General features: G+C 53.9%; 11 protein-coding genes. 10 read left to right on the plus strand and 1 reads right to left on the minus strand.

Going from position 1 to position 14,557, the window contains the following annotated elements:
* Nucleotides 1-515: 515 nt before the first annotated feature.
* On the minus strand, nt 516-1,187 hold the full coding sequence (locus PV433_RS28570; RefSeq protein WP_190924327.1) for a phytanoyl-CoA dioxygenase family protein: 672 nt from the start codon (nt 1,185-1,187) through the stop codon (nt 516-518).
* 243 nt (nt 1,188-1,430) lie between these two features.
* On the opposite strand from PV433_RS28570, the gene PV433_RS28575 reads away from it, so the two are divergent.
* The 10 genes from PV433_RS28575 (at nt 1,431) to PV433_RS28620 (ending at nt 14,022) form a co-directional block, all read left to right on the plus strand.
* Nucleotides 1,431-2,345 (plus strand): AraC family transcriptional regulator, encoded by a 915-nt coding sequence (locus tag PV433_RS28575; protein WP_332075409.1) that lies wholly within the window; start codon nt 1,431-1,433, stop codon nt 2,343-2,345.
* 89 nt (nt 2,346-2,434) lie between these two features.
* Nucleotides 2,435-3,787 (plus strand): extracellular solute-binding protein, encoded by a 1,353-nt coding sequence (locus PV433_RS28580; RefSeq protein WP_332075410.1) that lies wholly within the window; start codon nt 2,435-2,437, stop codon nt 3,785-3,787.
* A 276-nt stretch (nt 3,788-4,063) separates the two neighbouring features.
* Nucleotides 4,064-6,058 (plus strand): hypothetical protein, encoded by a 1,995-nt coding sequence (locus PV433_RS28585; protein WP_332075411.1) that lies wholly within the window; start codon nt 4,064-4,066, stop codon nt 6,056-6,058.
* Nucleotides 6,059-6,186: 128 nt separating this feature from the next.
* Nucleotides 6,187-7,182 carry a hydroxyacid dehydrogenase gene (locus PV433_RS28590; protein ID WP_332075412.1) on the plus strand — a complete coding sequence of 332 codons (996 nt, stop codon included), beginning with the start codon at nt 6,187-6,189 and terminating at the stop codon, nt 7,180-7,182.
* A 76-nt stretch (nt 7,183-7,258) separates the two neighbouring features.
* A complete protein-coding gene (locus tag PV433_RS28595) occupies nt 7,259-8,593 on the plus strand; it encodes an ABC transporter substrate-binding protein (protein WP_332075413.1) in 1,335 nt (444 codons plus the stop codon).
* Nucleotides 8,594-8,687: 94 nt separating this feature from the next.
* A complete protein-coding gene (locus tag PV433_RS28600) occupies nt 8,688-10,475 on the plus strand; it encodes a glycosyl hydrolase family 28-related protein (RefSeq protein ID WP_332075414.1) in 1,788 nt (595 codons plus the stop codon).
* A 229-nt stretch (nt 10,476-10,704) separates the two neighbouring features.
* The gene (gene modA / locus PV433_RS28605) at nt 10,705-11,562 is read left to right on the plus strand and encodes a molybdate ABC transporter substrate-binding protein (protein ID WP_332075415.1); all 858 of its coding nucleotides are present in this window, start codon (nt 10,705-10,707) and stop codon (nt 11,560-11,562) included.
* A complete protein-coding gene (gene modB, locus PV433_RS28610) occupies nt 11,559-12,230 on the plus strand; it encodes a molybdate ABC transporter permease subunit (RefSeq protein ID WP_332075416.1) in 672 nt (223 codons plus the stop codon). Before modA ends, modB begins: the two co-directional genes overlap by 4 nt.
* 199 nt (nt 12,231-12,429) lie before the next feature.
* Nucleotides 12,430-12,768 (plus strand): L,D-transpeptidase, encoded by a 339-nt coding sequence (locus PV433_RS28615; protein ID WP_332075417.1) that lies wholly within the window; start codon nt 12,430-12,432, stop codon nt 12,766-12,768.
* A gap of 96 nt (nt 12,769-12,864) precedes the next feature.
* Complete coding sequence (locus PV433_RS28620; RefSeq protein ID WP_332075418.1) at nt 12,865-14,022, plus strand: glycosyltransferase family 4 protein; 1,158 nt, start codon at nt 12,865-12,867, stop codon at nt 14,020-14,022.
* Nucleotides 14,023-14,557 lie beyond the last annotated feature (535 nt).

Raw genomic sequence — 14,557 nt, forward strand, 5'->3', positions numbered from 1 at the left:
GAGGGTTATGTTTCGGGAAATGCCTGCTTAGCGGCAGGCATTTGCTCGTCGAGGTCCTAATAGGTAGAGAAAGCCTGCTTCGATGAAGAGAAATGTAAGCGTTTGCCCATTTGGCGCCGATGGGAGGCAAATTGCTGCCGGTCCGCATGAATGTACCTGTTGAGGCGCCCCGTTGCCTTTATGAGCTAACTCTTGCGGCTGACCGGCAGCGAAAAATTACTACGGACCTGTACAGAGGAACTCTTTGCGGAACGTCCGTTTTGATGAAAGGGGCTACTACAGGAAGAGGAGAGCTTGCGCCCTCCATTGAGGATTCAGTTCTCTAATCTGCAGCCTTAAATTCTTCACCGAACCAACCCCGTATTTGATGCCCTTTCGGGCGTTCAAGAATGTGCCAAGCCTGGATGGGGATTTGCTTTTTGGGCTCGATTATGGTGAATTTAGATGGAGGTTCCATTTATCGGTCAAGACCCCGTAAAATCCGATCCAGACCTCACGGCTGTGGGGGCTGCTGCTTATCCGACTTGAAACGCCGCTGTTGCCCATGCATATTCGGGATCTTCCTGCGCCCCGTCCTTGTAAGTGGCAATCAAAGCCCACCTGTCCTTGCCTGAGCTATTGGGATAGGAAGCATGATACAACAAATCGTGAAAAATGATCGCATCCCCCCGGAGTGCCGCCAGATCGACAATGTCTTGAGCGGAGATATCCGCATCATCAAGCCGATTTTGAAAGCCGAGCCCGTCCGTTGTATCGCCGCCGTGGCGAGCCGCGCCCAGCAGGTGCGAACCGGGAACGACTCTTAGGCAGCCGTTCTCCGGTGAAGCGTCGTCGAGCGCAATCCATACGGATATTTTATGGCTCCCTTTCCAATAAGGATAATCTTGATGCCAAGGCGAGCCGAAGTCGACGGAAGCGTTTTTGAATACGAGCTTGTCGTTCATAAATATGACTTGCTCCCCGATAATTTGCTTCAATGCGGCGACCAGCACCGGATGGGCAACCGCTTGTTTGAAAATCGGGCTGGCAGCGGTCATTCCTAGATATACGCCTTCCTTGCGTACGTCCCTTTGCTGCAGAATACCGCGTGCCGTTTCTTTATACAGGTCCACTTCTTCTTCCGTAAATAATCCTTTAATCACGTAATAACCGGTTCGTTCGAATTGTTCTTTGGCAAGTCCCGTCATGACGGACCTCCTCCTTCATGTGACAGTCAGATTTGTATTTGCTGTCTTATCACCAAGTTAACCCGATATCGGGCAATAAGAAAATGCACGGAATCCGATATTTTGTGTCCTGTTCCGCACTTCATGACAGGATAGGCTGCCCGAATCAAATGCGTGCACAAAATCCCGTTTTCCCTGCCTTTTAAAGACGGGCACAACTTGGTATAGTACGATTGACAATTTATAGGGAAGGGGGCGTAAACTATGTCGCCTGATTGGATTCATTCCGCGTTCGAATTCGGAGCCATCCGGCTCGTAACGTCCGGCGATTTTGTCGTGAAACCGGGTTGGGTGTACGGTCCGGTCTGTCATCGGAATTATCAAATCGTCTACTTTCCGACAGGTACCGAAACCCGGTACGTATGGGCGGACAAATCGATCGTATTGAACAAGCCATGCGTCATCATTACGCCGCCCGGTGAAACGCATAGTTATGAATTTGACAAATCCCACCCCGTCCGCCATCTCTTCATCACATTTTATGGGGATGACGGGGCCGTTGAATTTCCGAAGTTGCCGAAGCTAAACGAATCCGTCTGCCTGAATTCTGTAGAAGAGACGTTCGTGCCGCATATAATCAAGCAGATCCTTTTCTTGGCGCACAAGAAAGTATACCTGTGGGAAGAGAGGTGCAAGCTGCTGCTCGTTTCCGCATTGGCGGAGCTGGAAGGCTTGAAGGGCATGCGTCCAGCCGGATCGGCGGCCATCTCCGACACGAAAAACTCCTGGCCCGTATTGAAGGCGCTGGACTATATCGACCGGAACTTGAAGGAGACGATTACGATCGCACAGCTTGCTCGCGAAGCGGGATGGAGCCACGAGCATTTCACCCGCAAATTTGTCCAATATATGGGGATGTCTCCGCAGAAAGCGATCGTCAAGCGGAGAATCGATCGGGCCTGTCAACTGCTCGTTTATGAGAAGTGGAACATTTCCGAGATTGCTTATGCCGTCGGTTTCCAAAGCGTCCATTACTTTTACCGGACTTTTATGAAGGTAACGGGGATGACGGCTACGCAGTATCGCAAAAAATTTTCCTCGCCTCATCTGAAGCATTTGGCGCCGGTTACCGGATTGGAAGCTTCCTATCCGTTAAATCAATACTTCCGCTATTCCTGATCGCATCTTCTGTCCAATATTCCGGCAATGTGGTATGATTTTATATAAATGAAATAGTTATATCACATGAAGGGTAAAAGTGGAACGATATGATGCACAATTCGAAACAGAAACAGAGCCGCACTACGTTCAAAGAAAGACTGGACCACATGGTCAAGACGCTGAGGCATGACATCGCCGCCGGCAAATACCAAATTGGGGAGTATCTTCCTTCGGAAGCAAATCTGGTCGACATGTTTTCGTTGAGCATCAATTCCGTAAGGAAAGGACTGAACCAATTAGTTGCGGAAGGGATAATCGTCAAAAAAAAGAAAGTGGGCAATATGGTGGTCAAGGCCCCGGGTTCGGAATGCGTGACGATTACGTTCGGGTATCATCTCAGTATGGATGGAATCGCCGACATCAACTGCTTGATAAGCGAATTTGAAGCGAAGCACCCCCATATTAAAGTGGTTCCGGTTCAATTGTCGATTTTGAATTATAACGAGATCGTCAAAAACTATATGAACAACGATATGCTGGACGTCGTGACGATCAGGGAAACGGAACTGCAAACCTATGAGGAGCGGGGCGAGCTGGATTTGCTGGAGCCTTCGGAGGTTAACTCCGGGGCGTACTCGTTTTTGCTGGATACGTTCTCGCGCGAAGGTGTATTATACGCATGCCCGTTCGTATTTTCCCCGGTGATTCTATGCTACAACCGCGAACATTTCTTGGGCAAAGATTTGCCCGAACCGGACAGCAGCTGGAGCTGGGACGACCTGATCCGCATAACGTCGCAATTGTCCGAGCCTCCCGGACGATACGGCTTTTATTTCAATTATTTGTCCGAGCATCGCTGGCCGATATTTTTACTGCAAAGCGGGAAGCCGGATACGACGCGTTGGATGGATGCCGTTCGGCTATGTAAATCGATTATTGCAAACCGACAGCTTTTTCCGTTGTATGCGGAAGAACATGATATAGATGCGATGTCTTTATTTCTGGAAGAAAAAGTGTCCGTCATTATGACGACTTACTTCAATTTGAACCTTCTGAAAAACGCGCGGTTTTCATTCGATATTGCCCCGGTCCCCCATCAAAACGAGCAAAAAACGATGATGCTCGCGGTCGGGCTTGCCGTAAATCGATGGTCCAAGAAGAAAGCGGCGGCACGGGAGCTCGTTCATTTTTTGACGTCGGCGGAAGCGCAGCACCATATCCGCAAGCGCACTCTGAGCATTCCCGGATTGAAAAAAGCGGCGGAGTGGACTGGAGAAGAAGAAATGTATCGTCCTTCCCGTTATACGATGTACCGGGAAATCATCCCGACATTCCGGACGCTTGCGGACTTGCCGCTGAGCGCGGACGAGCTCCGTCAGCTGCAAAGGGAATTCAAGTTGTACTGGTCGGACATTGCAGACGAAGCGGCTTTGTCCGAATTCGTCGAACAAATGCTTTAAAATCCACGAGCAAGGGGCACCTAGAAAAAACCGTCGGTTCGAATCGACGGTTATTTTTGCTTTCCGTTACACTCAAACTTCGTGCCGGATCATAAAGGATTATTTGTTCACCTTGCGTTATCCTTTTGATGTGAAATAGAAAATCATATTGACGAAGGTATTGAGATTGTATTACGATTTATGTGAAATAGAAGTGAAGTACATCTAATGACTAGACATCATTTGCTGCACATAAGGGCTAAGTTCGGATGAGATGAAAAGGAGGTTGTCGACAAAGTGAATCTGACGTTTTATTGCTCGGAGCAAAACGATTTATTCCGGTTGCTGGTCGGGCAGGAAAGGCATTGTCCACGCTTCGGCGACATCGGCGCCGCACTCGAGCATGCGCGGCCCGGTAGCGGCGTGTTGCTGCTGGCCGACGCGTATCCGAAGGCGGAACTGGAGCTGGATGAGCGGCATTTGCGCCTCATTCGCGACAAGCGGCTGCGTGTTTATGCGGAATACCCCTCAAGCGCACCTGGGCTGGACATAGGCTCGCCCCGGCAAGCTTTATGGGAGAGAGGAGTTGTATCCTCCGAGCGATTCGCACCCGATGTGGAAGCGTTATCTATTTTGGCTTTGCACGGTTGCTGGTTTCTTCCTATCCGTAGTTCGGGGTTGACGCCGCATCTCGTACTGGCGCGGATCGCAGGTTACGACAAGGCCGTATTCGGGCTGCCGCCGGAAGTAGCGGGAGAGACGCATCCGCTTTTGTTCGATTTGCCGGGTACGAGCGTTTTGGCAGGGACCAGCAAGCTGAGCCATTTCGTAACGGGCAGGTACGGACCGATGGCTGCGTGGCAGTCGATCTGGCGCGGTATATTGGCCTGGCTCGACCCGGAGAACCCTGTGCCGCTGCTGCAGTGGAAGCCGGATGTCGCGGTCCGTTTCGGCAAGCGGGACGCAGTGCCCCCCTCATACGAAGCGGATGCACTGGAGCTGTCGTTCCGCTGGTTCGAGCAGCACGTGCTGTTCCAAACGGAAAAAGGCAAAGGAGCGATGGAAGGATACGTGTCGCACATCGACCATCACGGCCGGCAGATGCGGCTCATCTCCTCTCCCCGCGCCGATTGTGCCGCCGAAAGCGCAATGGTGTTCGCTTACGATGCGGTGTTGAACAGCAATCCCGCCTCGCGAAAGACGGCCAGACAGATCATGGATTACGTCTGGTCCGCACCTGCCTTTCTGCACGATCGCAAGGATAGCCCGGCGTACGGGCTCGTGAATTGGTATGACCGCGGCCCGATCTTTTATGGCGATGACAATGCTCGCGTGCTTCTCGCCGGGCTGGCCGTCAGCGGGCTGCTCGGTGACGAACGGTGGGACGACCATTTGCTGCGCTGCTTGCTGGCCAATTGGCGTACGGCCAGCTCAAGCGGTTTCCGCAGAAACTTTTTGCGGTATCCCGAATCGTTTCCGGATGGACGCGGGTGGCAGCATTACAAGAACGAAGACTTCGTCAACTGCGCTCCGCATTACCAATCTTACTTATGGGCCTGCTATATTTGGGGGTACGCGTTAACCGGCTACGAGCCGCTGCTTGCGACAGCCAAACAAGCGATTCGGATCACGATGGATGATTACCCGGACGGCTGGACATGGACGAACGGGCTTACTCAGGAAATAGCCAGAATGCTGCTTCCGCTATCGTTTCTGGTAAGCGTCGAAGATACGCCCGAGCATCGAGGGTGGCTCGAGCGGATGAGCGGCGAGCTGCTGCGGCAGATGCAGCCATGCGGCGCCATTGCGGAGAAGATCGGAGCGCTTGAGAACGGCAAGTATCCTCCGCCCCAATCCAACGAAGCTTACGGAACGGTAGAGGCTGCTCTTCTCCAGAGCGACGGCGATCCGGTGTGCGATCTGCTGTATACGGCGAATTTCGCCTTTCTCGGCTTTCATGAAGCGGCGGAGGTCAATGAGTTGCTTAAGACGGCGGAAGATCGGCTGGCCGATTTTTTATGCCGGATTCAGTTAAGCTCCGACAAGCATCCGTATTTGCACGGCGCCTGGATGCGCAGCTTCGACTACCGTTTATGGGAATATTGGGGAAGCTCGGCCGATCTCGGCTGGGGAGCCTGGTGCGTGGAATCGGGCTGGACGAACGCCTGGATCGCGGCGGTGATGGCTATGCGGCAGACGGGACAACGACTGTTCGATTTGTCTGCGAAGGACAGGTGGCAGCGGCGGTTGCCCGCCTTGCTGGAAGAAATGGGTTTAGATAAGGCGCTGTGAACGATAGAAGGGGAACCGATTTTGGCTGGGAAATACGGATTTCAAAACGTAATGCTTGGCGGAGTTCTAGCGCTTGCAGCTTGCAGCGGTGCGGGGACGATAAGCATCACGGTGGAGGAGAGAACGCGGTGGAACTGAAAATCGCCATACTGCCGGACCTGGTCGTGCAACGAAAATTGTTTGACGCAGCTCACCGTAAACAGCTCGAGTCGCTTGGCGATGTCGTCTACAATCGGACGGAGGGCATGCCTACTCCGGAAACGTTGAAGGATGTGATCGCCGGGGCAGATCTGGCCGTAACGTCATGGGGCTGCACCCCATTAACAAAAGAGATATTGGACCAGGCTCCGCGCCTCCGGGCAGTCGTCCACGCGGCCGGCACGGTGAAGCCGGTCGTGACGCCGGAGCTGTGGAGCCGGGGAATCCGGGTGGCCAGCTGCAACGATTCATTGGCCGTCGGCGTGGCGGAATCGGCGCTTGCCCTTACAATCGCTTCGCTGAAAAATATGTGGAGATTGTCGCAGATTACTCGCGAGGGGGGATGGGGACAAGGGAGAGAGCTCGTTCGCGAATTGTATGGGATTACCGTCGGCGTCATCGGCGCGGGGAAAGCCGGGCGGCACTACATTCGGCTTATGCGTCAATTTTCCGTCGACATCCTCGTCTACGATCCATTTAGTACGGCTGAGGAGATCACCCGCATCGGAGCGGTGAAGGCCGAGCTTAACGAGCTGCTGGAGGCAAGCGATGTCGTATCGCTTCATGCCCCATCTATACCGTCGACGTATCATTTGATCAATCGCGAGCGGCTGATAATGATGAAGGACGACGCGATCCTGATCAATACGGCGCGAGGGTCAATCGTGGACGAAGCGGCGCTGGTCGAACAATTGCAAAAAGGCCGTCTGTTCGCTTGTCTGGATGTCACGGCTCCCGAGCCTCCGGCGCTTGACCATCCGTTTCGCAGTCTGCCCAACTGCATAGTAACCCCGCATATCGCCGGCGCGGTCAATAACGGGATCAAGCGGTTAGGGCAATTCGCCGTAGAAGAGCTGGGACGGCTGGTAAGAGGAGTGCCGCTGCTCGGCGAAGTGAAACCCGAGCAGTTGGAAACGCTGGCTTGAAGAAGACGAATCCGACTCTGCCCGGCCGATACATACGCCGGCCGGGCGGAGAAAACGATAGGGGGAAACGAGCAAAATGAAAACGGTTACTTACATCCTGCTTTTCGTAATGTTGACCTTCATAATGCTGCTTGCGGCATGCAGCAACGGGACGGGAGGCGATACCGGGAACAAGGGGATCAGCACGGAGACGGAAGGGAAGGATACTCCGGAGCAACTGGCGAAGAAAGCGGCCGAAGATCAGGTGGAGCTCGTATTCGCCTCGTCCAGCGGGGCGACGGCGGAACAATTCATGGAGCAGCTAGGCGGCAACGAAATCCGCAAGAAGTTCCCGAACTTTACAATCACATTCGTGAACGGCGCCGTGCAGAACTTGATCACGGCCAACCAAACGATCGACATTTTCCTCAGCTCCGTCGGGCTCACTCCAGCTACGCTCCTGTCGTACGGCTTGCAGAGCGATATAAGCGATTTGATTAAAAAGTACAATTACAACTTGTCCCGGCTTGAGCCGTCAACCGTCGATATTCAGCGGGAGCTGGCAAACGGGGGAATTTACGGGCTTCCTGTGAATACGATTTCCGGCGCCTTGTTTTACAACAAAGATTTGTTCGATCGTTTTGGAACCGCTTACCCGAAAGACGGGATGACTTGGGACGAATTGTACGATCTCGCGAAGAAAATGACCCGAACGGAAGGCGGAGTCAACTATCGGGGCCTGACGTTCGCTTTCCAGCACATGATGTTCTTGAACCAGTATTCCGCACCGCACCTCGATCCGAAAACGAATAAAGCGCTGTTTACACAGGACAACTTCGTCCGGGCGTTCGAAAACATGGCCAGATTTTATAAAATCCCCGGAAACGGGCTGCCCAATCATACCTTTTCGCTGCCGGACCAGCAAAATCCGTTCTTCAAGGAGCAGACGATCGCCATGCTGATGACGTTGAGCGGCGGAGGCGCGGGCTTCGGGAATATGAACTGGGACATGGTGCAATTGCCGTTCCTGCCGGATAAGTCAGGAATCGGGCCGCAGTCATACCCCGCCTACTACTACATTACGAGCATGAGCAAAAAAAGGGATGCCGCGTTCCAGGTGCTTGCCTACGTGACATCGGACGAATTTCAAGAGTGGCAGGCCAAAGGCGGAACCCCTTCGATCTTGAAGGATCAAAGCAAGGTCATGCAAAACTTCGGAGTCAATCAACCGCTCTACAAAGGAAAAAATATGAAGGCGATCTTGCCCGCGAAGTTCGCGGCTCCAACGATGAAGACGAGGTATCAAGGCATCGCGGACAAAGAAGTGCTGACGGCTCTGGGCGAATACAGCGCAGGTAAAGATATCAACAGCGCATTGAGAGAAGCCGCCGAACGGGCAGACAAGTTAATTGCCGCAGAAGTCGGCAAATAAATCGAGCCTTTGTGTGAAAAAAGAGGCGATTGCGGGCTGCGGAGTTTCTCGAAGCGAAGGCGCATGATTTCATTGATCAAGGAGGAGTCGACCTATGAACCAAAACGAATCCGAAGTGAAAATCAGCAGGAGAAAATTGCTCGGAGCGGCAAGCACCGCCGCGGTTACAGGGTTAATGTTCGGCAGCGGCGTAGGATTTGCCCGGCAGGGAAGCGTCGTGACCGCAAGCGTCTATGGGAATGCGTCCGGCGACTGTTGTCCTTATCCGAACGCAATCCTTGTAACCTGCTTCGGAGCGACAGGCGACGGCTCGACGGATGACACGGCGGCGATTCAATCCGCGATCGACGCTGCCGCAGCAGGATCGACCGTTTATTTCCCGAGTGGTACGTATATAGTCACGTCTTTGACGATCGGCAAGTCAATCCGTTTCCTCAGCTACGATAGCGCGACAATCAAGTTTAAGAATTCGCTCGGCCAAAGAACCGTCATGTTCGATATCCAAACGAACGGAATCGATGTTTCTTTCGAAAACATGATTTTCGACGGGAATAAGGACAATCAAATAGCGCCGGATCAACTGAATCGGCTGTATTATCGCATCGTATACTGGTCGGCCCGGGATCGTGCTTACGTCAACGACAAGTCTTTTCTTTCCATACGGAAGTGCAAGTTTTTAAATACGCCTTCGAATGCCATCTTTTTAATCGGTTATGACGATGCGGACAAGGCGGATCTCGATCAATCGTTGCTTGTCAAGATCGAAGACAACTATTTTGAGAAAGGATACGAAAACGCCCCGGGCCATTTGGACACTAGCGTGATTGCCATCAGCGGCAACTGTAACGGCATCGTATCGGATAACACGTTCATTAAAAACGAGCCCATTGCGATGTATGGACTCGGGGCTATTACGATCACTACGGCAGACATCGCGGTCGAGGTATTTTCCAGTCTGGTCATTCGCAATAATCTGTTTAAACATTACGGCCGTCAAACGACGACGGGAGTCGGTCCGATCGGCGTAATCGATTTTTATGCATCCTGCGAAAAACTGCTTATTGACGGAAATCGTTTCGTCGACTCCTACTATGCTGCGATCAAGGGGAAAACCAATTCGCGGAATTGCATCGTCACAAATAATTGTATTGAAGGTGCCCTCATCAATGAAAAATCCATAATCAAATCGTTTGGCATATCGATTGGAAGAGGGACGTACTTCGGAATATACGACAAATACACCATATCTAACAATATAATTAAAAAGATTTACGGGAACGGGATTGAGGTTATCGGTTCCAATGCGGCCTTCTCTCCGGCTCCGGTGGGAAAAATAAAAGATGTCCTGGTGACGGGGAATTCCGTAGAGGTGATTGCAGAGCCGGGAACCGCGTCTTACGGCGTGCTGGTTCAGCATTTCGAAAATGCGGTTATCTCGCATAATATTCTCAAGAATAACGATCGCGCGATATATTGCAGTGATTGCAAGGTCGGTGCCGTCATTACGAATAACGAATTGTTCGATACGAAAAAAATATTTATTATTTTCCAAGGCTTTAATAACGGAGAGACCGGATATCCGGATTATAACGCCGATCTTATCGTCTCGAACAATCTGATGCGTACGACGATCGAACCGGATAACTTGAAATTTTGGTGTTTCTATTTCGAGAAGTTGAGCAATGTTGCTTCGACGGGGAATGTCGTTCGAATTTCGGGATCGACTGCAGCGGAAAATTTTATGCGGACGGGCGCTAGTATACTAGGAAATCTGTCCGTTCATCAAAATCTGGTGCAGGGAGCCGTATCTGCCTATTTTGCGGTTATATCCGGAACTGTGACGCAAACGCAAAATCTTCATAACGGAGTTATCGTCCCTTAATAGCTCCTGAGCTGATGGGGGCGCCAACCTTCGGCAACCTATCGGGATAGGCGCAAGACGCGTACAGGCCGTGAACGATGGACCCGCACAAGGCAATCCGTCTTCCAAACCTAATCTTGCACTTCGGTCCGATTATAGCGAATATCGCTCTATCATTGTTTTCTAGTGCATCCGGCGGCGTGATGGTAAGATGTAGCTATTCGCTATATTACAGCCGGAGGTTCTGCGCATGGCAAGGTTTTGGAAAAGCGAGAATAGGAAAAGTCGAAGCTGGCGTCTAACGGCCGCTCTCCTGCTGACAGGATTGCTGGCCGCGTATACTGCCGGCTGCGGCCCGGAATCCGCGAAGGAAGGCGGCGCGGACGGCGAGCCGGCCAAGCAGCAGACCGAACTGCTCGTATCGGCGGCGGCCAGCCTGACCGATGCGCTGAACGAGCTTAAGAACGTGTATGAACGCAGCCATCCGGCGGTCAAGCTGACGTTTAATTTCGGCGCTTCCGGAGCGCTGCAGCAGCAGATCGAGCAGGGGGCGCCGGCGGATCTGTTTCTGTCTGCGGCCGTGAAAAACATGAAGACGCTGCTCGATAAACAGTTGATCGACGAGAATGAGCAGCAGGCGATATTGCGCAATGAGCTAGTGGTGGTCGTGCCGAATGACGACAAAGGGGAGTGGCGCGCCGCAGCCGATCTGGCGGCGTCCAAGGTCAAACGGATCGCCATCGGCATTCCCGAAAGCGTGCCGGCGGGAAGTTACGCCAAGGAAGCGCTCACCGCCGCGAAGCTGTGGGAGGTGCTGGAACCGAAGCTCGTTCAGGCCAAGGATGTGCGCCAGGTGCTCTCTTATGTGGAGACCGGCAATGCCGACGCGGGCTTCGTCTACAAAACGGACGCGATGTCCTCGCAGAAGGTGAAGGTCGCCTTCACCGTCGATCCCTCGACCTATACGCCTGCCCTGTACCCGGCAGGAGTCGTCAAAACAACCCGGCATCCGGAGCTAAGCCGGGAGCTGTTCCGGTTTTTGCAGACGAAGGAAGCGGCTGACATTTTCAGCAAATACGGATTCAGCCCAGCCGCCCCCGGAACATGAGCGGTCTATCGCTGGAGCAGTTTCTCGCGCCGGTTGTCCTGTCGCTGCAAGTGTCGCTCCTCTCCGGCGTCTTCGTATTTTTCGCAGCGGCCGCGGTTGCGAAGGGGATGAGCCGTGCCCGGTTCCCCGGCAAAACGGCGGTGGAGACGCTGCTTCTGCTGCCTCTGGTGCTTCCGCCCACTGTTGTCGGATTCGTGCTGCTTCTCGGTCTCGGCCGAAAAAGCTGGCTGGGTCGCATGGCGGAATGGCTGTTCGATCAGACGATCGTATTCACTTGGCAGGCGGCGGTCATCGCCGCTTGCGTCGTAGCCTTCCCGCTCGTTTATCAGACGATGAAAACCGGCTTCGCCTCGGTCGATCCGGATCTGGAGGATGCGGCGCGTTCGATGGGCGGCGGGGAGTGGCAGGTATTCCGGTACATTACGCTGCCGCTTGCCCGGCGCGCCCTGGTGACCGCCTTCGTGCTCGGCTTTGCCCGCGGGCTCGGGGAGTTCGGGGCGACGCTGATGATTGCGGGCAATATCCCCGGACGGACACAGACGGTACCGACGGCCATCTATGTAGCGGTCGAGAGCGGCAATATGACGCTGGCCTTGCTGTGGACCGGCTCGATTATCGTTATTTCGTATGCGCTGCTTTTGTTCGTCTCCTGGAAAAAGGACGGATGAAGCGGCTGTCCGGACAGCAAACCGATTGGCGGAAGCGTTTATCCGCCGGTCGGTTTTTTTTGCGGTTAGGCAAGAAAGGACGGGGAGAGCCCGTTTCCCCGATGTCAGCCCGTGAAATGTCTGCATATAGTATAGAGTCCGATAGGCGGGTACCCCGCCTGGTTCGGCCGCACCATCAGTCAGTCAGGAGGGATGCCATATGCCGTCGCTCCGAATTATTGTCGATTTGTCCGACCGGAAGCTTCATCTTCTGGAGAACGATATCGTCATACGCACGTATCCCGTCGGGATCGGGAAGATGCTGACAACCACTCCCACCGGCGAATACAAGATAGTCAACAAGGAGCCTAATCCGGGCGGCCCTTATGGCGCTTATTGGCTGGGGCTTTCCCGCAAACATTACGGTATCCACGGAACGAACGATCCTTCCTCCATCGGCGGCCAAGTGTCGAAGGGCTGCATCCGCATGTACAACCGGGACGTTCTCGAACTGGCCCGCCAAGTAAGCGTCGGGACGCCCGTTACGATTCGTACTTAATGCTGCCCGCAGCCGTACGACCGTAAGTTCGATCGTATTCCAAATCAGCTGTACGGAACATTCCCGTACGTGCAATCGCAGAAGGAGGTGGGGGACGTGTCCCGGTTACGCGTCGCGATCGTTACACCCGGATCATTCGTCATCCCGTCAGGCAAGAGCAGCTCGGTCGAGCTTACTGTCATGCAGATCGGAGAACGCTTGAAGCAGCAGTCGGACGTTTGGATATTCGGCAAAAAAATGGGGAAGCGGCCGGCCCGCGAGACGATCCATGAGATTCGTTTCGTCCGTACAGCCGCCAAACCGTATATCCGTCACATTTGCCTGGCGCTGAAGCGCGAGCAGCCGGACGTCATTCAGGTGGAAAACCGGCCGAGGTATGCGAAATACGTCAAGCGGCTGTACCCGCAGAAACCTGTCGTGTTGTCGCTTCATTCCACCGTTTTTATTTCCAGACCGCATATCAGCTTGCCGTCGCTGCGAGCCTGCCTGAGAGCTGTGGATGCGATCGTGGTGAACAGCCAGTTTCTCAAAGACAAGGTCGCCGCCATGGACCCGTCGTCGGACTCCAAAATAGTCGTGAACCATCTGGGAGTCGATACCGGCCGGTTCGTCTCCAAGTGGGTCGAAGGGGAGCGCGGCAAACGGGAGGAGATGCTGGAGAGGCTCGGATTGGCAGGTAAAAAAATCGTGCTGTACGTCGGCCGCTTTATTCCGAAAAAGGGCGTCCACCATCTGCTTGCGGCTATGCCCGCCATTACCGCACTCGAGCCGGATGCGGTTTTGCTGCTCGTCGGCGGAGCTTTTTACGGCTCCAACCGGAAGACGGCGTATGTGCGCAAACTCCGCAAGATGGCGTCGATCGTCAAATCGAACGTCCGCTTCGTCCCGTTCGTGCCGCATGGCGAAATCGCCGACTGGTTCCGGCTGGCTGACGTCGTCGTCGTTCCTTCTGCCAGGCAGGAGGCGTTCGGGCTTGTTAACGTAGAAGCGATGGCGTCCGGAGTGCCGGTTGTCGCCACCGCCGTCGGCGGCATGACCGAGATTATCCAGCACGAGCAATCCGGACTTCTCGTTACGTCTGCCCATATCTCGGTAGGACTCGCAGAGAGTATCTGCTCGGTGCTCGCCGATCCCGGTTATGCGCAAAAGCTGGGCGAGAACGGCCTGAGCCGCGTACGCGAACGGTTCACATGGGAGCATTCGGCCAACCGGCTGCTCGAGCTGTACCGGAAGCTGGACGGCCCCAGGACGTGAGGGCTCCCATGCCGGTTGAGGCTGCGGCATTGCCGGGAGCGAGGTCCGAAGAGGGACGGTTGCCGGATTGGGGTGTCCGGATCGAATCGCCGGCGAGCCGATGCGGGGTGCATGAAAGACGGCGAAAGGAAGCGGAAGAAACCAGGAAAAGCGCAGCGGACTCCCATAGAGCCGGAGCGCTTTTTGGTTTGTACAGGAAAGCGGGGGTGAAACCGCGGCTATTTTATCGGAGCTTCCTGCTTCCGAGCAGGAAATTGTGCTTGTACTTGGAACCGGACTAGGCTGCGGAACGGAGCACGTGTGGGCTCTCACAACACATAAGATATCCGTATACATCACCAAGGGGCGCCGATCGGGGCTTCGATAGCTAATAGGGAGATTTGAAGGCGGAGAAGATAGAGGTAGCGGAAGTTTGAGTTCCTCTAAGACTACGATGGAGAGGTAAATCGGTCGATAGAGGAAGATTCGTTTCCGCTAATCTCTTGATTTGACGAGAATTAGCCCGATTAGGTGCAAATAGCGGCAGCAATTGTTC

The organism is Paenibacillus sp. GYB004 (assembly GCF_036577605.1).
Classification (GTDB): Bacteria; Bacillota; Bacilli; order Paenibacillales; family NBRC-103111; genus Paenibacillus_AB; species Paenibacillus_AB oceani.